14 protein-coding genes are annotated in these 22,582 nt (G+C 42.5%); 9 read left to right on the forward strand and 5 right to left on the reverse strand.

Annotated features, from left to right (window positions below; all coding sequences use genetic code 11):
• Positions 1-107: 107 nt before the first annotated feature.
• The 7 genes from V7K55_RS15710 (at position 108) to V7K55_RS15740 (ending at position 13,391) form a co-directional block, all read left to right on the forward strand.
• Positions 108-3,680 (forward strand): HAMP domain-containing hybrid sensor histidine kinase/response regulator, encoded by a 3,573-nt coding sequence (locus V7K55_RS15710; protein WP_334832790.1) that lies wholly within the window; start codon positions 108-110, stop codon positions 3,678-3,680.
• The gene (locus tag V7K55_RS15715; RefSeq protein WP_334832792.1) at positions 3,677-5,512 is read left to right on the forward strand and encodes a two-component system response regulator; all 1,836 of its coding nucleotides are present in this window, start codon (positions 3,677-3,679) and stop codon (positions 5,510-5,512) included. The genes V7K55_RS15710 and V7K55_RS15715 overlap by 4 nt, the downstream gene beginning before the upstream one ends.
• Positions 5,513-5,759: 247 nt before the next feature.
• A complete protein-coding gene (locus tag V7K55_RS15720) occupies positions 5,760-7,208 on the forward strand; it encodes a hybrid sensor histidine kinase/response regulator (protein ID WP_334832794.1) in 1,449 nt (482 codons plus the stop codon).
• A gap of 90 nt (positions 7,209-7,298) precedes the next feature.
• Positions 7,299-8,498, forward strand: coding sequence for a circadian clock protein LdpA (gene ldpA, locus V7K55_RS15725; protein ID WP_334832796.1), 1,200 nt, complete (start codon positions 7,299-7,301; stop codon positions 8,496-8,498).
• Positions 8,499-8,653: 155 nt separating this feature from the next.
• Positions 8,654-10,387 carry a R3H domain-containing nucleic acid-binding protein gene (locus V7K55_RS15730; RefSeq protein ID WP_334832798.1) on the forward strand — a complete coding sequence of 578 codons (1,734 nt, stop codon included), beginning with the start codon at positions 8,654-8,656 and terminating at the stop codon, positions 10,385-10,387.
• Between the two features lie 53 nt (positions 10,388-10,440).
• On the forward strand, positions 10,441-11,049 hold the full coding sequence (locus tag V7K55_RS15735) for a hypothetical protein (protein ID WP_334832800.1): 609 nt from the start codon (positions 10,441-10,443) through the stop codon (positions 11,047-11,049).
• Positions 11,050-11,498: 449 nt separating this feature from the next.
• The gene (locus V7K55_RS15740) at positions 11,499-13,391 is read left to right on the forward strand and encodes an ABC transporter ATP-binding protein (RefSeq protein ID WP_334832802.1); all 1,893 of its coding nucleotides are present in this window, start codon (positions 11,499-11,501) and stop codon (positions 13,389-13,391) included.
• A gap of 59 nt (positions 13,392-13,450) precedes the next feature.
• On the opposite strand, the gene V7K55_RS15745 is transcribed toward V7K55_RS15740, so the two are convergent.
• Entirely contained in the window at positions 13,451-14,644 is a 1,194-nt protein-coding gene (locus V7K55_RS15745; protein WP_334832804.1) for a Coenzyme F420 hydrogenase/dehydrogenase, beta subunit C-terminal domain, read from the reverse strand.
• Positions 14,645-14,996: 352 nt separating this feature from the next.
• Here V7K55_RS15745 and V7K55_RS15750 point away from each other — a divergent pair, with 352 nt between their 5' ends.
• Entirely contained in the window at positions 14,997-15,950 is a 954-nt protein-coding gene (locus V7K55_RS15750) for an alpha/beta fold hydrolase (protein WP_334832806.1), read from the forward strand.
• A gap of 64 nt (positions 15,951-16,014) precedes the next feature.
• Here the strand turns inward: V7K55_RS15750 and V7K55_RS15755 are convergent, their stop codons facing one another.
• Complete coding sequence (locus tag V7K55_RS15755) at positions 16,015-16,377, reverse strand: BON domain-containing protein (protein ID WP_334832808.1); 363 nt, start codon at positions 16,375-16,377, stop codon at positions 16,015-16,017.
• Positions 16,378-16,721: 344 nt separating this feature from the next.
• On the opposite strand from V7K55_RS15755, the gene ilvN reads away from it, so the two are divergent.
• Positions 16,722-17,240: an acetolactate synthase small subunit gene (gene ilvN / locus V7K55_RS15760; protein ID WP_334832810.1), complete on the forward strand. Its 519-nt coding sequence runs from the start codon at positions 16,722-16,724 to the stop codon at positions 17,238-17,240.
• A 207-nt stretch (positions 17,241-17,447) separates the two neighbouring features.
• Here ilvN and V7K55_RS15765 read toward each other — a convergent pair whose 3' ends face one another.
• From V7K55_RS15765 to V7K55_RS15775, 3 genes are all read right to left on the reverse strand, one after another.
• Entirely contained in the window at positions 17,448-18,593 is a 1,146-nt protein-coding gene (locus V7K55_RS15765; protein WP_334832812.1) for a SpoIID/LytB domain-containing protein, read from the reverse strand.
• Positions 18,594-18,809: 216 nt separating this feature from the next.
• Positions 18,810-21,023 (reverse strand): GumC family protein, encoded by a 2,214-nt coding sequence (locus tag V7K55_RS15770; protein WP_334832814.1) that lies wholly within the window; start codon positions 21,021-21,023, stop codon positions 18,810-18,812.
• A gap of 576 nt (positions 21,024-21,599) precedes the next feature.
• Entirely contained in the window at positions 21,600-22,559 is a 960-nt protein-coding gene (locus V7K55_RS15775) for a ribonuclease Z (RefSeq protein ID WP_094332666.1), read from the reverse strand.
• Positions 22,560-22,582: the final 23 nt, after the last annotated feature.

A 22,582-nucleotide genomic window follows, 5' to 3' on the forward strand; every position in this document is an offset into this window, starting at 1 on the left:
CAGAGATGTCATAGTCAAAGCGATGACATACCGGATTTTTTTGGTATTAAATGTAGCTGATATGGCAAAAATGCCCCTATTTAGATGCTGGGGAAAATTAAACAACAATGTTATCCAAACTTCGGCCTGTCAAATCTATTAATCGCTTAGTTGGCAAAGTTTATGCCAAGATGCCTCTGAGGTATGTTCTGATTGTGCCCTTTATATTACAAATTTTTGGGGCGGTAGGACTTGTGGGCTATCTTTCGTATCAAAACGGACACAAAGCGGTCAGGGAGCTTGCTACTCAATTAGAAAATGAAATCTGCGATCGCATTGAACAACATCTTGATAGCTATTTAACAACTCCGAAACAAATCAATCAAATCAACTTAGATGCAATTGAACTAGGTTTGCTCAACCTTACGGACTTTAAAACCACTGGAAATTACTTTTGGAAACAAATGCGGGTTTTCAATGTTGGCTACAATAGCTTTGCTAATCCCAAAGGTGAGTTCATCGGTATTGAACGCCTAAATAATGGCAAGCTGTTGATTAACGAAGTTAGTGAAAAGCATGGTATAGGGAAACTTTATATTTACAATTCAGACCTGGAGGGGAATCGCCGCCAGCTTCAGCAAGTCAAAAATTACGATCCTCGTCTGGAAGCGTGGTATACAGATGCAGTCAACGCAGGTAAACCTGTCTGGAGTCAAATTTATCAATGGGAAGATAAACCAGAAATTTTATCTATATCTTCTAGTTATCCTGTTTACAATAAAAATCATCAACTTGTTGGGGTAATTAGTGTTGATTTGATCTTGTCACAAATCAGCAATTTTTTAGCCAACTTCAACACACAAAGACCGGGCAAAACTTTTATTTTAGAACGTTCCGGGTTAATAGTCGCTTCTTCTCCTGAGCCACCATATACTATCATTAATGGTCAAATAAAGCGTCAAGCCGCATTAGACAGTCAAAATTCTTTGATTCGACTTACAACCCAGTCTTTGATCGAACGCTTTGGCAATCTGAGATTTGTTGTGGGAAAGCAACAGCTAAGTTTTAACGCCGATGGAATGCGCTATTTTGTGCAGGTAAAAAGTTGGAGGGACGAACCAGGTTTAGATTGGCTAATCGTGGCGGTGATTCCCGAAGACAAATTTATGGATCAAGTTAATGCTAATACCCGAATCGTGATTTTGCTGTGCATAGTTGCTTTTTTGGTAGCTACAAGAATTGGGATTTTGACCGCTCGCTGGGTAATTAAGCCGATTTTACAATTAAACACATCAGCTAAGAAAATTGCTCAAGGAGAATGGGAGCAAACACCAGAAATAAAGCGCTCCGATGAACTGGGGGAACTAGCTAAGTCATTTGAAACGATGGCAAAGCAACTCAAAGCATCCTTTAGTGTATTGGAAGCAAGAAATGCTCAGATGCAAGTTTTAAATGAGGCGCTATCTGAGAGTCAGAGTCGGTTAACTCAATTTTTAGAAGCAATACCAGTTGGTGTATTGATTGTAAATGCTAAAGGTGAACCTTATTACATCAATCACATTGGGCAGCAAATTCTTGGTCTAGAAGCGATGTCTAACGACAAGCCACTAAGTGTATACGCACAAGTTACCACCAAAAAATTGTCAGAGGTATATCAAATTTACCTTGCTGGGACAGATCAACTCTACCCCAGCGATCGCCTACCGATTTCCAGAGCATTACTTGGGGAAAGTAGCAGGGTGGATGATATAGAAATTCACCATTGTGACAAGATTATTCCCATTGAAGTTTTAGGAAAGCCAATCTATGATGAATCGGGGAATCTAGCTTTTGCGATCGCCACATTTTTTGACACCACCCAACGCAAACACACAGAAAAGTTATTAGCAGAATATAATCGCACCTTAGAAGCCCAGGTAAAAAAACGGACTGATGAGTTCCAGCAAGTTATTGAGCAACTGCAAACCACCCAAGAAGAACTGATTCAATCGCAAGCGATCGCCGCGCAGGAACAACAAGCAGCTATTCGTGAAGCAGCACGAAGCGCCGCCGCCAACCTCGCTAAAAGTGAATTCCTCGCTAACATGAGCCACGAACTGCGTACCCCACTCAATGCAATTCTTGGTTTCACCCAAGTCATGAGCCGAGATTATTCGCTATCTGGCGAACATCAAGAAAACTTGGCAATTATTAATCGTGCTGGCGAACATCTACTTAACTTAATTAACGACATTCTCGAAATGTCCAAAATCGAAGCTGGCAGAATTACATTAAATCTCAGTAGCTTTGACTTAATTCATCTATTAAAGAACTTAGAAGAGATGTTGCACTTGCGGGCTGCATCTAGAAATTTAGAATTAGTATTTGAATATCCCCAAGACATTCCTCAGTACATAGAAACAGACGAAAATAAACTGTGTCAAGTCTTGCTCAACCTCTTAGGAAATGCCATCAAATTTACTGATAGGGGGAGGGTAACATTACGGGTGAGACTGGGGGCTGGGGACTGGGGAATTGAGGACAAAGAGGAAAGAGATCGTAATTCTTCATTCTCCCCCTTATCCCCTATTCCCCGCCCCTTTGCCTCTTCATCCCAATCCTTAATCTTCGAGGTAGAAGATACTGGTTGTGGTATTACCTCACAAGAAATTAACTTACTGTTTGAGGCTTTTGAGCAAACTGAAATCGGTAGAAAATGCCAGCAAGGGACGGGACTAGGTTTAGCAATTAGCCGTAAATATGTGGAACTGATGGGAGGAGATATTAATGTTAGCAGTATGCCTGGTATTGGTAGTACATTTGTTTTTGATATTCAGATTGCTTTAACTTGCCCCAGAGAAATCCCGACAAACCAAATTAAATATCAGATTCTCACTTTAGCACCGACTGAAAGAACATACCGGATCTTAGTTGTTGACGATTCTCAAGAAAGCCGTCTTTTATTAGTTAAAATTCTCACATCTCTAGGCTTTGAAATCAGAGAAGCTACAGATGGTGCTGAAGCGATCGCTAATTGGGAATCTTGGCAGCCACACCTGATTTTTATGGATATGCGAATGCCTGTCATGGACGGTTATGAAGCCACAAGAACGATCAAGGCTAGAGAAATAGGGCATGGGGAAGCTAATACGTTGCGGAGGTTTCCTAAGTTGTACTCCTACAAAGAAGCAATAAGTGCGATCGGAAACGATCCTTCCGATCCATCCACTTTGCGATTGCCAACAGCCCTAGCTCCCCCTTCCAACATCTCTGAGATAGAACAAGGTTGTTACAATAAACACACGATAATTATTGCTCTAACTGCTAGCGCCTTTGAGGAAGAGCGCCAAAAAATTTTGTCCATCGGCTGCGACGATTTTATTCGCAAGCCATTCACACAGGAAGTATTATTGGAAAAACTGAGTCAACATTTGGGTGTAAAGTATACCAACAAAATAGAAAAAACAAACACAGCAGTCGTCGATCGAGCTACACAGAGATTTGTCAGTGTTGCTGAACTCCTCAACCATCTATCACAAATGTCACCTAAATGGCTACAAAAGATCCACTATGCCGCAGCCAGCTGTAGCGATGAACTAATTTTAGAGTTAATCAAGCAAATTCCACCAGACAATGTTCAGCTTTCCCAAGTTCTTAGGGATTTAGCAAATAACTACCAGTTTGAAAAAATCATGGAATTGACTAAAACAAACGTAGAATGAATTACGAGCATTTAGACCCTGATAAAAAAGATATTTTGATCGTTGACGATATGGCGGACAACCTCCGGGTTTTGTCCTCAATATTGACAAGGGAAGGGTATAACGTTCGTAAAGCCTTGAACTGGCAAATGGCACTGACCGCAACTCAAACAGTATTACCGGATTTGATTTTACTCGATATTATGATGCCAGAAGTGGATGGCTATGAAATTTGTCAGACCTTTAAAGCTTCGGAGCTAACAGCCGATATTCCGGTGATTTTTATTAGTGCTTTAGATGATGTTTTTGACAAAGTTAAAGCCTTTAAAGTGGGTGGTGTAGACTATATCACCAAACCTTTTGAGTTTCAAGAAGTTTTAGTGCGCGTACAAAATCAACTGGCATTGAGATCGGCGCGATTAGAAATATTAAAACTAAATGTCGAATTGGAACATCGCGTAAAAGAGCGAACAGGGGAGTTAGAAAAAGCTCTCCAAAAACTCCAACAAGAAATCAATTCTCGGCAGAAATTGCAAAGTCAACTTCTAGATATAGCGCTGCATGATTCCCTGACTGGATTACCAAACCGAGTTTTGTTTATCAGACGACTAGAAAATGCTCTAAATCGTGCCAAGCAAGAATCTAGTTATCAGTTTGCGCTACTATTTTTAGACTGCGATCGCTTCAAAGTTATCAATGATTCTCTTGGTCATTTGGTAGGGGATGAATTGCTGATAGCGATCGCTCATCGCCTACAAGCATGTCTGATCCCTGTTGATACTATAGCAAGATTAGGCGGTGACGAATTTGGAATTCTCCTAGAAAATATCACAGATATTAATATCGCAATCCAAGTTGCCGAACAGATTCTGCAACAGTTATCACTTGCTTTTAACCTATCAAGATATGAAGTATTCATGAATGCCAGTATTGGTATTAGTTGGGGCAATAAAGATTACGATCGCCCAGAGTACCTGCTGCGAGATGCTGATACAGCAATGTATCGAGCCAAGGCTCAAGGAAGAGGCAAATATCACGTTTTTAATCCAGCGATGCATCGGGAAGCAATTCAGCTTTTAGAGTTAGAAAATGACCTGCGATGGGCTGTGGAAAGGCAAGAATTTCTTGTTTATTATCAGCCAATTGTTTCTCTGGATACAGGGAGAATTTCTGGATTTGAAGCCTTAGTGCGGTGGCAACATCCGACTCGCGGTCTGGTTTCTCCCATAGAGTTTATTCCGGTGGCAGAAGAAACAGGTTTAATTAACGCAATTAATAGTTGGGTATTACAGTCAGCTTGTCATCAACTCAGCATTTGGCAACATCATCCAGTCACACCAGAACCTCTAACTATGAGTGTCAATTTGAGTGCTAGATTATTTTCACAGCCCAATTTAGTAGAACAGATTGACCGAATGATTTATGAAAACAATGTGAATCCTGCATACTTAGAATTAGAAATTACAGAAAGCGTAATTATGGAGAATACTAATGCAATTAAAATAATTCTTCAACAACTAAAGCAGCGAAAAATTAAGTTGATTATGGATGACTTTGGTACAGGATATTCCTCTTTAAGTTACCTGCACAGCTTTCCTTTTAATGCACTCAAAATTGACAAATCTTTCGTCAAACGGATGCAGGATAACCAAGAAAATATGGGTTTAGTACCAGCAATGATTGGCATTGCCAACTCAATGGGCATGAATGCGATCGCTGAAGGTGTCGAAACACAAAAACAGCTAGCTCAATTGAGAAGTCTAAACTGTAATTTTGCTCAAGGATATCTATTTTCTCAACCCATAGAACAACAATCGGTTCTTAAGTTGCTTGCCGCAGCACCTCAATGGTAGCAATCAAGTAGCAGACGCTCGGCTAAATAATCTGCGAGTGCTATCTAAATATACTGCTATAAACAGGCCATAAAGTTCGCAAAGCTCATAAATGGCTAATATATGAGAGTCAGTAGTCCTCTCCAGTCATCGTGGGAGTTAAACTATAAATATAACTATTTTGGTGAAATTAATAAACAAATTTTATGGTGATTTCAAAGATAGCATTTACTATCCTCAATAACTATACGCATAGCTTTTGATAATAATGCATTTTAATCAAATTAACCATCATAAAAAAAACATTTTGGTAGTCGATGATACCCCGGATAATTTGCGGCTTTTGTCGGCAATGTTGACTGCACAAGGTTTTGAAGTTCGTAAAGCCTTAAACGGGAAAATGGCACTGACTGCGTGTCAAATGGTTTTACCAGATGTGATTTTGCTAGATATCAATATGCCAGAGATGGATGGCTATCAAGTTTGTCAACAACTAAAAGCTGATGAGAAAACTTGCGAAGTTCCAGTAATTTTTATCAGCGCTTTGGATGATGTTGTAGATAAGGTAAAAGCCTTTGATGTTGGTGGTGTAGATTATATTGCCAAACCTTTTCATGGGGCAGAGGTTGTGTTGCGAATTGAAAATCAAATTAATTTACGTTTGCTCCAAGTTAAACTGCAAGAAAAAAACTTTTTATTACAAGAGGCTCTTGATAACTTGAAATCTGCTCAAGTTCAACAAATTCAAAACGAAAAGATGGTGGCGCTAGGGCAGTTAGTGGCCGGTTTGGCTCATGAGATTAATAACCCCATCAGTTTTATTTATGGTAATCTGCAATATGCTGGTCAATATGTGCAAGACCTAGTGAATATGATTGAGGTCTATCAACAAGAATATCCCAAACCCACACCCAGAATTCAGCAAATAGCCCAAGATGTAGACCTAAATTTTATGATTAAGGATCTGCAAAACCTGATAGGTGCAATGTATAGAGGCTCCGATCGCATTCGGGAAATAGTTCTAGCGCTACAACACTTTTCTCGCCATGATGAAGCAGAGATGAAACGGGTAGATATCCATGAAGACATCGAAAATACTTTGGTGATGTTACAACATCGGCTCAGAGAAGCCGCAGACCGTCCGGCAATTATTGTAGTGAAAGATTATGGTAATTTACCCCTAGTCACTTGTTATGCAAGTGAACTCAATCAAGTATTCATGCATCTGTTGAATAATGCCATAGATGCAATAGAAGAGAAAGTGGAAAATCAAGCTTCTAATCCTTATTCTCTAATGCCAATTGACGGTAGTTCCTCCACTTCGGAAGATCCCATCGCTTTTAGTGTCTCCCCAACTCTTCAAGATGCTCCTTCGCGTTGGGAGAAGACTCTACTGCCTTCTGCACTTGGAGAAACCCCAAAACCGCAGTGGCTTCTTCCTACTCCCCAAATTCGGATTCACACAGAGGTGACAGACTTTAATATGGTGAAAATTGCGATCGCAGATAATGGTCTTGGTATAGAAGAGTCGGTGCGATCGCGTTTATTTGACCCATTTTTTACCACAAAACCTGTGGGCAAAGGTAGTGGGCTAGGATTATCTATTAGCTATCAGATTATCGTCCAAAAACACCGAGGAAATATTACCTGTGCTTCTCCTGTTGGGGAAGGAGCAGAGTTTGCGATCGAAATTCCCATTGAGCAACCTGAGCGTTAGCCAACAGCGAACTTGATATAATTCAGGAAATCGGGACTTTTTCTCGATCGCAGACGACTATTTTTAGTCACATAAACGCATAATAGAAGTGTGACTGATTTGTTCGTCCCTTTACAATCTCTCAAACAAGGTGACTGGTTCAAGCTCATCTGCGGAGCTAGCTTCCAGCATTTGCCGGCAGTCAGAAGTTTAACGTTAGCCTATACTTTGGCGGGCGCTGACTGCATAGATGTTGCAGCTGATCCAGCAGTGATTGCAGCAGCGCAAGCTGGGCTACAAGTAGCTAAAACTCTTGCTAAGGATGCCCAAAAACGAGGCTTTGACTACAAAGGCAACTCACCCTTTTTAATGGTCAGCCTAAACGATGGAGAAGACCCCCATTTTCGCAAAGCAGAATTTAATCCTAATGAGTGTCCTAAAGATTGCCCTAGACCCTGTGAACGGATTTGTCCAGCACAAGCGATCGTTTTTGACAGTATCAAAGAAGACTTTTCGGGAGTAGTTTCCGAAAAGTGTTATGGCTGCGGTCGTTGCATCCCAATTTGTCCATACAGTATAATTTATACAGCTTCGTATGTGACAACGCCAGGAGCGATCGCGCCATTAGTAATGTCAACAGGAGTAGATGCCGTAGAAATCCATACACAAGTAGGGCGGTTGGCAGAATTTCAGCGATTGTGGCAAGCAATTTCACCGTGGGCCGATCAATTAAAGGTACTAGCTATCAGCTGTCCCGATGGCGAGGGGATGACTGATTATCTAAGAACAGTGTATGACCTGATTGCCCCACTCAAAAGTGCTTTAATTTGGCAAACCGACGGTCGTGCGATGAGTGGCGATATTGGCGATGGCACTACAATAGCCGCAGTCAAATTAGGGCAGAAAGTTTTGGCAGCGAAATTACCGGGATATGTGCAGTTAGCAGGCGGCACAAATAGCTATACAGTTGCTAAGTTAAAGGCAATGGGACTGCTGAAGAGAGCAGGGGAGCAGGGGAGCAGGGGAGCAGGGGAGAAGCGAGAATTTTCTGCCCCTCTGCCCCTCTGCCCCTCTGCCCCTCTGCCTCTCTCCCCCCCATCCTCCATTGCCGGGGTTGCCTACGGTAGCTACGCCCGTGTATTGCTGTCACCAATTCTCGAAAAGTTAGAGAATAAGGAGGTAAGTAACGCCAATATGAAGGCAACTATTCGCCTAGAAGAAGATGAAGTATTACTTTGGCAAGCTGTAGAACTTGCCCATTCTCTCGTTTCCCAAATTAAGTCACGGCAGAGAAGGGAAAGTGAGCATTAGTTAGGCATAATTACTTAGTCATAAAAAGTTCTGTAATTCATGTTTAATTTATGTTTGTATAGTCAAGGTAGGAGGTTTGAGCATTGAATGAGCGCTTGAGAACCGTTAGAAGCTGAAAGTATCGATTTACTGTTGTTTCCGTCACCATAGAAAGCATGACGATTACAGACGATCTCCAAAAGTTATTAGATATTTTGCCCCAAGACCTGCAACAAGTACTAGAGAGTCATCCCAAACGAGATACTTTAGTAGAAGTAGTCTTGGATTTGGGTCGTCGCCCAGAAGCTCGCTTTCCGAATCAAGCTGAGTATCTGAGCGAAATACCTGTTACTCAAGAACAGATAGATGATTGCATTGAACGAGTCGGAATTTTTGGCGGAGATAATCGGGCAGGAATTGAGCAAACTTTGCATCGGATCAGTGCTATCCGCAACCGTAGTGGTAAGATTATTGGCTTGACCTGTCGCGTTGGTCGAGCGGTATTCGGAACCATTGGCATGATCCGCGATTTGGTAGAAACTGGTAAATCGATTCTCATGCTGGGTCGTCCAGGCGTGGGCAAAACTACCGCCTTACGGGAAATTGCCCGGGTATTGGCGGATGATCTGCATAAGCGAGTGGTGATTATTGACACTTCCAATGAAATCGCCGGGGATGGTGATATCGCCCACCCTGCCATTGGTCGCGCAAGACGGATGCAAGTGGCTCATCCAGAACAACAGCATCAGGTGATGATTGAGGCAGTGGAAAACCACATGCCAGAAGTCATTGTTATTGATGAAATTGGCACAGAACTGGAAGCTTTAGCGGCTCGTACCATTGCTGAACGGGGCGTACAGTTGATAGGTACTGCCCACGGGAATCAGATCGAAAATCTGATTAAAAACCCTACCTTGGCTGATTTAGTTGGGGGTATCCAAGCTGTTACCCTAGGAGACGACGAAGCCAGACGGCGAGGCTCTCAAAAGACTGTTTTGGAGCGGAAAGCCCCTCCTACCTTTGAAATTGCTGTGGAAATGTTGGAACGCCAACGTTGGACAGTACACGAAAGTGTTGCTGACACAGTAGATACTCTGCTGCGGGGTCGTCAGGCTACCCCACAAACGAGAACCGTTGACGATCAGGGCAAAATTGGGGTTACAAGGCAGTTAGCTGTTGTCAACGGTCGCGGTGGACAGCTAGCCACAGTGGAAGATTCTTTCGCCCCGGCGCGACCATCTAATGGCTGGCGTTCTTCTGGACAAATGGTTGCACTACCGCAATTGCCTGTAGAACGGGTGACTGGACGCAGTGAGTTCGATCGATTGCTGGATGAATCCTTCAATTATTCTGAGAGCATTGATTTGGATTCTGCTACAAGAGTGCCAGGGCCAAATGGTGAAGATTTGCCACTGCACGTTTACCCTTATGGCGTTAGTCGCCACCAATTAGAACAGGTAATTAGCGTGCTAACTTTACCCGTGGTATTGACAAAAGATATAGATACTGCTGATGCAATTTTAGCACTGCGATCGCACGTCAAAAACCATGCCAAATTACGCCAAATGGCCAAAGCCCGTCATGTACCCATCCACATGATTAAGTCCAGTACCATTCCGCAAATTACCCGTGGCTTGCGGCGGTTGCTGAACATGGACGATCCAGAAATGGCCGATGACTTAGAATTGCAACTGTTTTTGCACAATGGTAGCGATGATGAGATGGATGCCTTGGAAGAAGCTAGACTTGCTGTTGAGCAAATTGTGATTCCTAAAGGACAGCCAGTTGAGTTATTACCGCGTTCTCCTCAAGTCCGCAAAATGCAACATGAGTTGGTAGAACATTATCGCCTCAAGTCGCATAGTTTTGGCGAAGAACCAAATAGAAGATTGCGGATTTATCCAGCTTAACCTTACCTCTAACCCCTCTCCGAATCGGAGAGGGGATTTAATGGAGAGACTGAATGTCTTATAGAGAATTTTCTTTGAGAAAAGTAAAACAAGACTTTAACCTCACCCTAGTAGAGGGCGGACGGTTTTTGCCGCCGATAGAACCAATCTTGCCAAGCCCAATGCTGGCTGAATTTTTAGCAGAAAGTATCCAGCTAGCAATTGCAATGGGTTCTGAGAAAGCTCGATCGGAATTGATTATCAGTCCAATCTTGTTTGAAATCCGAAAAATTCTGAACAGACAAATCAGTTTCTTTTCTGGAGAAGAATTTAATGTTGAGCCAGAAGTGGGACTGGCGGGATTTTGCGACTTTTTGATTAGTCTTTCGCTAGAACAGTTATTTATTGAAGCTCCAGCAGTGGTGATAGTGGAAGCCAAGAAGGAAAATCTCAAAGGTGGTTTGGGGCAGTGTATTGCAGAAATGATTGCCGCCCAAAGGTTTAATGCCAAAAATGAAAAACCTCTTGCTACTATCTATGGTAGTGTTAGTAGTGGTAATTTGTGGACGTTCCTGAAGTTAGAGGAAAGCACTGTTACTATTGATTTAACTGAATACTTAATCCCGCCAGTAGAGCAAATCTTAGGTATTTTGGTGTGGATGATTCGATCACAATTAACTTAAGTTTGGGTTTCGCTTCTGATTGTTATTAATTTATCTATGCCAAAAAACCCGATCGCAAAGACCAGGTTTTTTTAGGGCCATATTCCCCCAAGGCTATTTATAGAAGTCATTTATAATTTAGGGTTCTGTTAATTACTACCAAACTTAGATTATCAATTTCGGAAAACTATCGCTTAATTATCAAAATTTTCCTGCACTTAGATCAGGATGCCTACGCTCATATCTGCTATAGCAATCCGATTTGATTTCTGAATCACTCGTAGAGGTAAGGGACTGGGGATTAGGGACTGGGGACTGGGAAGAAGGAATAAAGGTGTACTGAGTTTTGTTCAAAAATCAAATATGAGTCCTATAGTAACTTGATATCAGTATAATTGCTCCCTACTGATTGAAATTGAGATCACAACGCTGCTCTGAGAATTTTGCTATTATTTGCTACTTTAAAATATATGCAAATAATTGAAATTTCTCCATTCCAAGCATTTCGCCGCAGTGTGATGACGGTGATGCAAGTAGTTCCACAGGAGCTACGCTATGTGGCAATTTTGACATTACTGGGTGGTGCAGGGCCAGCGATCGCCATTTGGCTCAATAAGGTAATCATTGATGAAATTACCCGCTTATTGAGTACGGGAACAACGCAGAATGCGATCGCCCTGATCCTTTCTCAACCATTGCTACTCTCCAGTATTGCAGGTTCACTGCTGGTAAATTTGGTGAGTGATGCGATCGCTAACATAAATAGCTTTGTATATACTTCCCTGCGCGATCGGATTACAGGCTTTATCCAAGGACAAGTGATTGAGAAGGTTGCCACTTTTGAAGATATTGCCCTGTTTGAAACACCCGATTTGCTCAATTTATTGCAGTTGACCGAAAAAGGGGTACTACGACTTCCAGAACTTTGTGTCAGGCTGGTAATGATGTTAGAGGGAATTTTTATCTTCATACCAGCCATACTCCTTTCGGTGTCCCTTGCTTGGTGGATACCACTAATTTTGTTTAGCTGTGTTACCCCTGCCATGTATGTAGAAAGGAAATACCGTAAGCAAGTTTGGAGGGTAGAAAAAACCCAAGCAAGTGTTCTTCGGGAAATGAACTTATATAAAACGGTTTTAACTGGAGAGACATACGCCAAAGAAATACGCTTGTTTAGTTTGCAGCCTTTACTACTAGAACGTTGGCACGGACTTTATCGGACAATTTTTAGAGCAATGGAACAGATCCGTCGTCGGGGGACAACGGCGGTTATTGGTTGGTCTTTACTCAGTGGCTTAGGCTTTGCGTTGCCATATTTATATGTAGTTCAGGGAGTGCTAGGTGGAACCCATACTTTAGGAGATTTGGCGCTTTACACTGGGGTAATTTTAGAAGTGCGTCGAAGTTTGGATAATTTGATGTCTGGCGGGTCAGAGTTGTATGATATTGCACTGGCAACAACGCCCATTTTCCAGCTTTTGGAGTTAGAGCCACAATTATCCAGTTCTCATCCAGAGTCATGGGGAAAAACTAGGGAATCGGCTGCTAACAATCAGAACTTTCAAAGAAATGGAAATCGGCAAAGTTTATCGGGTGAAGCATTACAGAAAGGTATCGACATCGAAAATCTATCCTTTACCTATCCAAATAGCGATCGCCCCATCCTAAAAAACATCAACTTGAGAATTCACCCTAACGAGATGATTGTATTAGTGGGTGAAAATGGTGCTGGTAAGACGACTTTAACAAAGCTATTGTGTCGCCTCTATGACCCTAGCCAGGGTGCGATTATTTGGAATGGGCAAGATTTGCGATCGCTCCCTTTAGAAGATTTGCGATCGCGGATTGATGTCGTTATGCAAGATTACGCTCGTTTTCCGACTACCGTGCGTGAAAATGTTGCCTTTGGGAATTTACCGAAAATGCAGGATGACGAAGCAATTACGGAAGCGATCGCTGAGGCTGGTTTGGCTAAAGTAATTGAAAAGCTAGATGGTGGTTTAGAAACCCTCTTAGGCAAACAGCTAGAGGGTGGTATCGATTTATCAGGGGGACAATGGCAGAGATTAGCGATCGCTCGTGCATTGCTGCGACTGTCTCCAGCCGAATTACTCATACTTGATGAGCCAACAGCAAATCTTGACCCCAAAACAGAACACGAGATTTACAACATTTTGCGTACTCTGGCCAAGGGGAGAATAGCCGTTGTAGTCAGCCATCGCCTCGCCTTAGCAAAACTAGCAGACCGAGTAGTAGTCCTAGAACACGGTCAAATAATCGAAGTCGGCACTCATGACGAACTAATCGCACTAGGCGGACAGTATCACCTAATGTTTACTCGTCAAGCTAGTAGTTACAACTAAGTGGGGCATGGGGCATGGAGATTAGTTTTCCGCTCTGCCCCTTTATCAACTCCCAATTTTTATTCTGGTAACTTATATTGCCCAACAATACGCTTGGCAAACTCTGGAACGTGCGCTTCTAATTTCTCTGGATGATTTCGCTTCACATACAAATAATTCCGAGTGAAGTGAGAATCAATGGAGAAACGCGCATATTCCAAACCCTTGGGGCCGATTTTTTCGATAACCACACCCATCAGTTTTGCCGCCCACATGGGAAGGGTCACGCCTTTATCGTAAGCGGGAATACTTTGTTGTACAGCTTCCTTGCGATCGCCTTTAGACGTAACTGGTTGAGTGTCTAACTGGTCTTGCACCAAATCCAGCATTTCCTTACCAGTGTCATTTCTAACTACAATCCATTGCCAGCCGAAGGGTGCGCCCATGTAGCCAACAACTAAATCGGCTAGGGAGTTGACGTAATCAAAGCAACTCATACAAGATGGGGCAAAGACATCTTTAAGTTTGTTGGTCTTCAAACCAAAGAAAGGCACTGTTTCTGATGAGCCATCCTCATGTTTGAAGTGAACCCGAAAGTCTTGCATAAATTCGTAATGCACGACTGTATCAGGCGATCGGCTAGTTGTTTCTAAGAATTTTTGCAGTCCAGCGCGGTTAACATTATCTACGCAGGGCGTACCCAAAACATACAGCTTTTCTAAACCCAGTTGTTTTTCGACGGCTCGTAATGCCTGGATTTGGCAACCAACACCAATTACCAACAGCCGCTTCATCCCCGATTTCTCTATCTGTTCTAATACGGAAAGGTTGGGGGAAAGTGTTGGTTTATTTACCCGCGCTGCTAGTATTTCTTCTGGAGTTCGGGCGATGACGGGCATGGGTTGAAAGCGGTCTTCTTTGGTGTTTTGTACACACACCACACCTTCAACTAAGCCGCGATTCAGCATTTCAATAGCAATGCTGCTAACAATACCCGTCCATTGTGCGCCTTCGATTGGTTGCTGTTTCCGCGCTGCCATCATGTCTTGATGGACACCAAAGTATAACTCATCAGGGTTTTCGAGATGGCGCGATCGCGTGTGGGTTTCTTCTTCTAGTTCGCCTATTTGCTGATTAATAAAAGCACAGGCTTCTTTGACATAGTGAATATAGTATGTATCGCATAGTCCGCACTCGCTACAAAGTTCTTTCGCAGGGCGGCGGCTGGTAGGTTTTAAAGCTCTGGCTTTTTTGTGAGGAGAAACTGAGGTCATATAAATTTTTTGTTTTATCCAGTAATTGCTTTTATTACAATACCTTCACTAGCTATGAACTTCACTCTAGACAATTGGGGAGTCAGGGTAAAAACTTGAGAGCATATCTTAAAAGATGCCCTTGTATTGCCTTCTCCCAAGTGGGGTAACGGTTTATTTTACCGTCATCTTTACCCCCTTTTTAAGGGTGTCGCCGCAGGCGGGGGGATCTTATCCGAACCGTATTGATAGCGTACCTACCCGCTTGATAGAGATAGTGGAATTAGATGTATAGGTGGTTCGGTGCTGAAGTAACGAGGTTCTCAGACATTTTTCTATAATAGAATTTAAAGCTGATGAATTAAAGGAGACTGTGACTACTACACTACACTGGCAAGAGCGGGTTGGTAATCAAAGGGATTGGGTTTGGCGCGGCTGGCAAACTCGCTATACTTACATTCGCCCTGCCCAAAATCATCACAAGACAACACCCCTGATATTGCTACATGGCTTTGGCGCTTCCATTGGTCATTGGCGACATAATTTAGAAGTGTTGGCTGAACATCACACTGTTTACGCCATCGATATGCTGGGTTTTGGCGCTTCGGAAAAAGCCGCAGCTAATTACAGCATCGAACTCTGGGTTGAGCAGGTTTACGATTTTTGGAAAACATTTATCCGTGAACCAGCAATTTTGGTGGGCAATTCCAACGGTTCGCTGATTTCGATGGCCGCCGCAGCTACCCACCCCGATATGGTTCTGGGTATGGTGATGATGAGTTTACCAGACCCTTCACTAGAGCAAGAAGCAATCCCGCCTGTGTTGCAACCACTTGTCAGAGCAATTAAAAATATTGTCGCTTCGCCGTTGATTCTAAAACCCGTGTTTAACTTCGTGCGCCGTCCTGGGGTGCTGCGTCGTTGGGCTAGTATCGCCTACGCCAACCCAGAGGCGATTACCGATGAACTCATAGAAATTTTAGCTGGCCCTCCCCAAGACAGAGGTTCGGCGAGGGCTTTTAGTGCTTTGTTCAAAGCTGCGATCGGAATTAACTTTAGTCCCAGTGTCAAGATAGTGTTACCAACCTTAACAATTCCGATGCTGTTAATTTGGGGACAAAAGGATCGGTTTGTTCCCCCAGCCCTGGCTAGCCAATTCGCTCAGTACAACGAGAAGTTGGAAGTGCTGAATTTGGAAAACGTAGGGCATTGTCCCCATGATGAATGTCCTGAACTAGTTAACCAAGCTATTTTAGATTGGATTGAGAGATGGGTTAGCGTAGGCGTAGCCCGCCGCACGCATCGCCAGGCATCACTTACTTCCTAAATATTATGCAATGGCAGCGATCGCACTAGCCAATCCCGCTATTGAATTTTAAATTGCTTAACGCCTAGCCAATCGTGGCCTGGTTAGTATCAACATCTGTAGCCCCATTCACAGAATTAGCTACAGAAACCATCTTATTGAGAATTTCTTGGCTGGGAACTTTCCCTTTCAACACCACTGTGCTACCCGTCTGAGCAACCCAAAGGGTATTAACATCATCAAGTTGGGGATCTTGATCGAATGCCAACGCTACGCGCTTTGCCAAGCCACTTTGGTCGTATTCGCCGCTTAATCCTAAACGTTCTGGGGGTATTGATTGCGTAGCAACGTTACTACTAGTAGTATCTGGCGCTATTGACTGCGGAGTAGGATTTACTTCTGCATTTTCGGGTTTTTCCATTCCAAATAATCTTTGTAACCAACCCATAAAACTTTTCTCCTATTAGATGGCTAATTAAACTTGAGTATAAAAGGTTTACCAAAATTCCGCATCTACCTATGAAAAGAGATTCATTGAATGAAACTCTTCCTTGCAGAATGATTTTTACCCAATTTATTTTTAGAGAATGCAATGAGTGCAACTATTGAGTTTACAATTAAAGGTCGCACTGACAATTAGTGCAGTAGTACATCACAGTAGAAAAAACATACATTTTACAAAATGTCAAGAGTTTAAAACTCAAGGAATTTTGAATTTTGAATGGGTGAATTCTGCAAAGTGGTACTAGTGTCTGCGTTACTCAATTCCTGCTCTAGCCTCTGTCGGCGAAGATGAAACATACTCTTTCAGTTCTGGTAGAAGATGAGGCGGGTGTTCTTTCCCGCATTTCTGGTTTATTCGCCCGTCGCGGCTTTAATATTGAAAGCCTTGCTGTTGGCCCTGCTGAACAAGGAGGAGTCTCCCGCATTACGATGGTTGTACCTGGTGACGATCGCGTGATCGAGCAACTCACCAAGCAACTATATAAGTTAGTCAATGTCCTTAAGGTACAGGATATTACCGAAAACCCTTGCGTAGAGAGGGAACTGATGCTTTTGAAAGTTAATGCTAGCACCAGCAATCGCTCAGAAGTGATCGAACTATCTCAGATTTTCCGGGCGCGAGTCGTGGATGTAGCTGAAGATTCTCTCACCTTAGAAGTTGTGGGAGATCCGGGTAAGATGGTAGCCATCGTGCAGGTGTTGCAAAAATTTGGTTTGAAAGAAATCGCCCGCACTGGGAAAATTGCTCTGACTCGTGAATCGGGTGTGAATACCGAGTTACTCAAGTCTTTGGAAGCAAAAGTTTAAGTAGGTCGGTGCAATTAAAGCTAAATGGCAAAGGCTGTCCTTTGTCATTGCTCATTAGTAAGGGCTTGAAGCCTGTTTGCGTTTTGTAACATATAGCAACCGCCTTGGCGGCTAGGACATATATACAGCGATCGCTCTACAAAAAAAGAGACTACTTTCAATTTATGCTCAAACCGCCTTGACGGTTGCTATAAGTACAGAAGTTCACTACTTTGCCTGAATTGGTGTTAGGGCTACACCTTGATAATAATGTCCCAAAATTTGCAGGTGGTTAACTCCTTGCCGAGCCAGATTGTACGCCCCCCACTGACTCATACCCAAAGCATGACCGTAGCCAAGCCCTTGCAGTACAAAACTTCCATCGGCTCCCTTGGTAACGGTAAAGCGGGTACTCTTTAGCTTCAGGGCTGTTCGCACTTCCTCACCCTGTAGCACCTTCGTACCCTTATTGCCGACAATTCTCAAGACTTTAACACTGCGGAAAGGCGAGTATGTCTCTGGAGTCATCGCCGTCACAGTGCCAACTCCCGGAAATTTAGCGCTAATTTCAGTTGGCGAGAAGGTTTTCACCCAATTACACTCGCTAATATTTTGATCGTAGTCTTGAACAGCGCGTAGGTAAGGCTCGCTGCTTCCCCAAACATCTTCTACATTTTCGGTGTGTCCTCCAGAACAAGCGTGGAAAACTGAGAGAATAATCCGGTTTTTGTAAGTTAGTACCTGCCCTAGTGTGGAATCCACTGCGGCGTAAGTAGCAGGAGCCTCACTGCTCACACCTTTGTAAATTTGCCAACGATCCGGGGTATTACCTAAATCGTAAACAGGATTATTCCGTTGTTTTTCTCGTTCATAAAGAGCATAAGTGCGGGCTGCGATCGCTTGGGCTTTTAGAGCTTCTTGGGGCCAGCTAGCATCCATTTCGCCACCGAGAACGCTATAAAGATATTCTTGATCGTCAACCCAATTAACAGCCGTTAAGCCTTTTTCTGTGGGAACAACCAGAGTTCTGCCCCGATACCAGCGATCGCCAATATAAACGAATCCTTTACCTGTTGGCTCAATCCAAAATAAACCAGACTGCCACTTATCTAAAGCAACTCCGCCAGGAATAGCTTGGGCATAATACGCACTCATTGCTGGTAACTGTCCGAGAGTTCGTCCGGTACTATCCTTGACAATCCCAGTGGTGGAACTGCCCACTTTTACCTGATTAACACCCCTCTCAATTGCCACGCGCAGAATTACAGACGCTTGCGCTGGGGCAACCAAAGCAATCCATAAAAGGACACTTACCCACCAATGACGTACTTTAATCTGGGAAAATAAAAAGCCTAAGTAAAGTTGGAATTTCATGCTGGTCATCTAATCACACTAGTATCTAATTGACGCTCTAGGTTTTTGCGTCTACTACTTTAAGATGAGACACCTCTCCAACGCAGGAGGTTGCCACCTCCTACTAATTATGCATTTTGCTTTAGCTCTCAGCGATAAATCAGCTAAAGAAGCCAGGGCGAGAATTCCTCTCCTCTCTTCTACCTGTTTCTAATCCCCAATCCCCAATCCCCAATCTTACGATGCCAATACCTTTCGAGAATTGCTCACTTCATTAGCGATTATTCCAATTAAATTCAAATTACTCAAAATTTCTGTAGCTTGAGTCAGTTCACTTCGGGTTACTTTACCCATGCGCTCTACCATCACAATCCCATTGCACAAAGATGCCACAATCCTGGCATCAACTGTACCTAAAATAGACGGAGCATCTATCAGCACTAAGTCATAACTTTGCTCAAACAACTCTATTAGTTCTTTCATTCTTCGAGAACTGAGCAACTTCACCGTGTCTTCTGGTTCTGGCCCAGCAGTCAAAATATCAATTGAAGGATGAATAGGCTGGATGTAATCTTGAAAATGAGTAGTTGTTTCATCAACTAATAACAGAGATAGTCCCCAGTCGTTGGATAGTTCTAGGATTTTGTGCAGGCTAGGTTTGTGCAAATTAGCATCAATAACTAATACCCGTCGATGCATCCGAGTAGCACTAGCTACAAGCCCTAATACTAAGGTTGTCTTCCCTTCTCCTGGTAGTGCTGAAGTAAACATCAACGACTTGAAAGGTAAGGGATATTTTAATATCTGAATATTTTGGTATATCATATCCAGGTTCTCATGGACGGGCAATTTAGTCGTGGCCTCTATTACAGAGTCATTTGCTCGGCGTTGTCCATTCCAAGACAGTCCCCGCCACCGCTTTTTCCCACCATGCGACGGTAGTTTTGGTAACGATCCCAGTACACGGAGATTCGTCAGCTTCTTTAAATCTCCCGCACAATAAATAGCATCATTAAATTTTTCCAAAATCAGGGCTGCTAAGATACCTAAAATCGGCCCAATTACCGCTCCCCCAAGCAAAAGTAATAATCTGTTGCTCCCCATATAAGTCCCTAAAGCCGGCTCCGTCAAAATTTGCCAATTATATCCCTCCTGAGCAATTTTCAGTCCTAAAGACTGTTGCACTTGCAGGAGTTGTTCAAGAGTTTTATGACTACTTTCTACTTTTGGGAGGAGACGATTATACTCTGCTATTAAGCTTGGATATTTGTTGAGATCGGAACGGAGTCGCTGTTCTGACTCGGCTAGATTTTTTTCATTGGCAGTTAGTCCTAAAACAGTTGTCTGCACTAAAATAAACTCGTCTATTAGCGTTGGATCGACCCCTACCATTTGCCCTTTTAAAAGGGGTTCTCCCTTACTACTAGTAGTAATAGATTTAACCTCTTGTCGTAATAGCGACAATTGACTTTGGCGTTGCTGCTTTAGTTTTTGTACCGATGGGTAATCGTCTGTATAGCGCAGTCGATCTTTAGCCAATGCTAGTTCAGTCTTTTGAATTTCACTCAATAATGTTTGGTAGCGACTTGAATGATTTAAACGAGAAGAAATTAGTTCATTCTGCTGGGATGAAGACGCTATTTGTTGTTCTAGGTTATCGTAGCGAGCGTTTGCATCTTGAAGGTTAGCACGAGTGCTTTGTAGCTGGTTTTGAATATCGGCTAGAGATTCTAACAGGATTTTACTTTGGACTTCGGGATCGAGTAATTTATGTTTTTTGCGAAATTGTTCTAAATTCTTATCAGCTTTACTAACCTCTTTTTTTATCTCAGGTAGTCGAGTATTTACAAAAGCCAGTCCATTATTTAGGCGTTCTTTTTGTTGTTCTTTATTGTAGTTTTGATAGACTTTTTGTAGAGCTTGAAGTATTTTTTGAGCTTTGACTGGATCTCGATCGTGGAAAGAAACTTTAAATACTTGACTAAAAACTTGATTAGCTCCTATACCTCCCTCTTCTGGAGTTACTTCTAGAGGTGATTTTTTATTCTGTTTTGTCTGACCATTGATATCTGCTAAGGTCATATCAGGATAATCAGAATGAAGTAAATCTACAGCTTTCTGGAGAAGCTTATAACTCAGCAAGAGTTTCATCTGAGTAGTTGAATCAACAACCAAAGAATTAGAATTACTAATCTGATTATTTGCCTCGACTGGAATATTATTTGATTGCGCCCCTTGAGATAAATTGGAATTCACCAATATCTGCATATTGCTCTGGTAAGCAGGTTTGGTAATGACAGCTAAGAGACTAGCAGCTGACATAACTACGCAGGAAACCCCGAAGATCAGAAAGCGTCGGCGAAGCAAAATAGTAGATAGTTGTCTGATGTCAACCGCGCTTTGTGCTGAAGTAGTAACCTGTTGCTCTTGATTCAGACTAATCTTAGCCACTATCAAACTCCTCTAATATCGAAACACTATATTTATTTGGAAGATTTATGAAAAATGGGAAATGTTTTTTACACCTATAGCCGCAATAGCATACTTAATTATTCTTCCAAGGATGACAAGCTAACTTGGCACAAGATTATGCCAACTGGCGCTTTCATGTTCATCAATTCACGCATATAAATTCTTAATCAGTATTGGAAGAATAAATTTTTAATAAATATTTTATTTAAGAAAGAGAAATCTTGACGGAAAATTAATTATTTTTCCTAAGTTTTGAAGTAAAAAGTTATCTGACATACACCACTACTATATATTAAAGTTATTTTGATAACTTGTAATATAAAAAACACATTTAGAAAAACATTTAACCCATAATATTTATATATTTTTTATCCACTTAGCTAACCGTAAATTATTGGTTAATTAGTTGACTTACTCGCAAAAATCAACTGCTGCCTATTTGCTGGACGTTATGAGTTGGATTACTAAACTCCAAGGTAGAACGTAGTTAATTTTAGATTTTAGATTATAAGAGTTCAATAGGAAATCCAAAATCCAAAATCCAAAATCTAAAATTCAAACGCCTACCTTGGTTAACTCTACTTCTCGTCGTCTGGGTACTTCATGAATCATGAAATCATAAGCCATGTCAGTACGGGGAAAAATAGCACGGGCTTCCTTAAGAAGATCCTTCAATTCTAAGGTATTACCGGGAGCATAGCGGGGACTGAAATGACTCATAATCAGTCGATGTGCCCCAGCAGCTAAAGCTGTTTGCGCTGCCATTGTGGTTGTGGAATGCAAGCGCTGAAAAGCCATGTCTGCATCTTGGTGGGCAAAGGTTGCTTCGTGAATTAACACATCTGCATCCTGAGCTAATTTTACTGCACCATCACAATAAATAGTGTCTGTACAATAGGCGATTTTCCGACCAATTTCTGTAGGGCCGCATAATTGAGTGCCATCAATTACCCGTCCGTCGTCAAGGGTAACAGTTTCACCGCGTTTGAGTTGACCGTAAATGCGACCAGAAGGAATTTCCAACGCTTTGGCTTTTTCTACATCAAAGCGTCCTGTCCGGTCTTTTTCGGCTACGCGGTAGCCGAAAGCTGTAATACGGTGATGCAAATTACCACAGCTAACGGTGAAGTCATTGTCTTCATAAATTACCCCTGGACGGATGGCGTGAACTTTAATTGGGTAAGAAAAGTGTGTGTAAGAGTAACGGGAGGCGGATTGAATGTAATCATTTAATCCAGGTGGGCCGTATATATCAATTCGTTCCACATTGCCAGCCAAGCCGCAAGTAGCAAGAAGTCCCATCAAGCCAAAGATGTGGTCGCCGTGCATGTGGGTGATAAAAATTCGGGAAAGTTGACTGATTTTTAGTTCACTCCGCATAATTTGATGCTGCGTGCCTTCACCACAGTCGAATAACCACAGTTCTGCCCTTTGGGGTAATCTCAGGGCGACACTGGAAACATTGCGCGATCGCGTCGGTACACCGGAACTCGTCCCTAAGAATGTTATCTGCACAGTGTTCTTTAGTCTTCCTATTG

The organism is Nostoc sp., assembly GCF_036919895.1.
In the GTDB taxonomy this organism is placed as follows: Bacteria; Cyanobacteriota; Cyanobacteriia; order Cyanobacteriales; family Nostocaceae; genus Nostoc.

What these genes read in the sequence shown, in the direction of transcription:
- V7K55_RS15710 (WP_334832790.1), top strand. Translation starts at nt 108, where the DNA reads ATGTTATCCAAACTTCGGCCTGTCAAATCTATTAATCGCTTAGTTGGC.
- V7K55_RS15715 (WP_334832792.1), top strand. Translation starts at nt 3,677, where the DNA reads ATGAATTACGAGCATTTAGACCCTGATAAAAAAGATATTTTGATCGTT.
- V7K55_RS15720 (WP_334832794.1), top strand. Translation starts at nt 5,760, where the DNA reads ATGCATTTTAATCAAATTAACCATCATAAAAAAAACATTTTGGTAGTC.
- V7K55_RS15730 (WP_334832798.1), top strand. Translation starts at nt 8,654, where the DNA reads ATGACGATTACAGACGATCTCCAAAAGTTATTAGATATTTTGCCCCAA.
- V7K55_RS15735 (WP_334832800.1), top strand. Translation starts at nt 10,441, where the DNA reads ATGTCTTATAGAGAATTTTCTTTGAGAAAAGTAAAACAAGACTTTAAC.
- V7K55_RS15740 (WP_334832802.1), top strand. Translation starts at nt 11,499, where the DNA reads ATGCAAATAATTGAAATTTCTCCATTCCAAGCATTTCGCCGCAGTGTG.
- V7K55_RS15745 (WP_334832804.1), bottom strand. Translation starts at nt 14,644, where the DNA reads ATGACCTCAGTTTCTCCTCACAAAAAAGCCAGAGCTTTAAAACCTACC.
- V7K55_RS15755 (WP_334832808.1), bottom strand. Translation starts at nt 16,377, where the DNA reads ATGGGTTGGTTACAAAGATTATTTGGAATGGAAAAACCCGAAAATGCA.
- ilvN (WP_334832810.1), top strand. Translation starts at nt 16,722, where the DNA reads ATGAAACATACTCTTTCAGTTCTGGTAGAAGATGAGGCGGGTGTTCTT.
- V7K55_RS15765 (WP_334832812.1), bottom strand. Translation starts at nt 18,593, where the DNA reads ATGAAATTCCAACTTTACTTAGGCTTTTTATTTTCCCAGATTAAAGTA.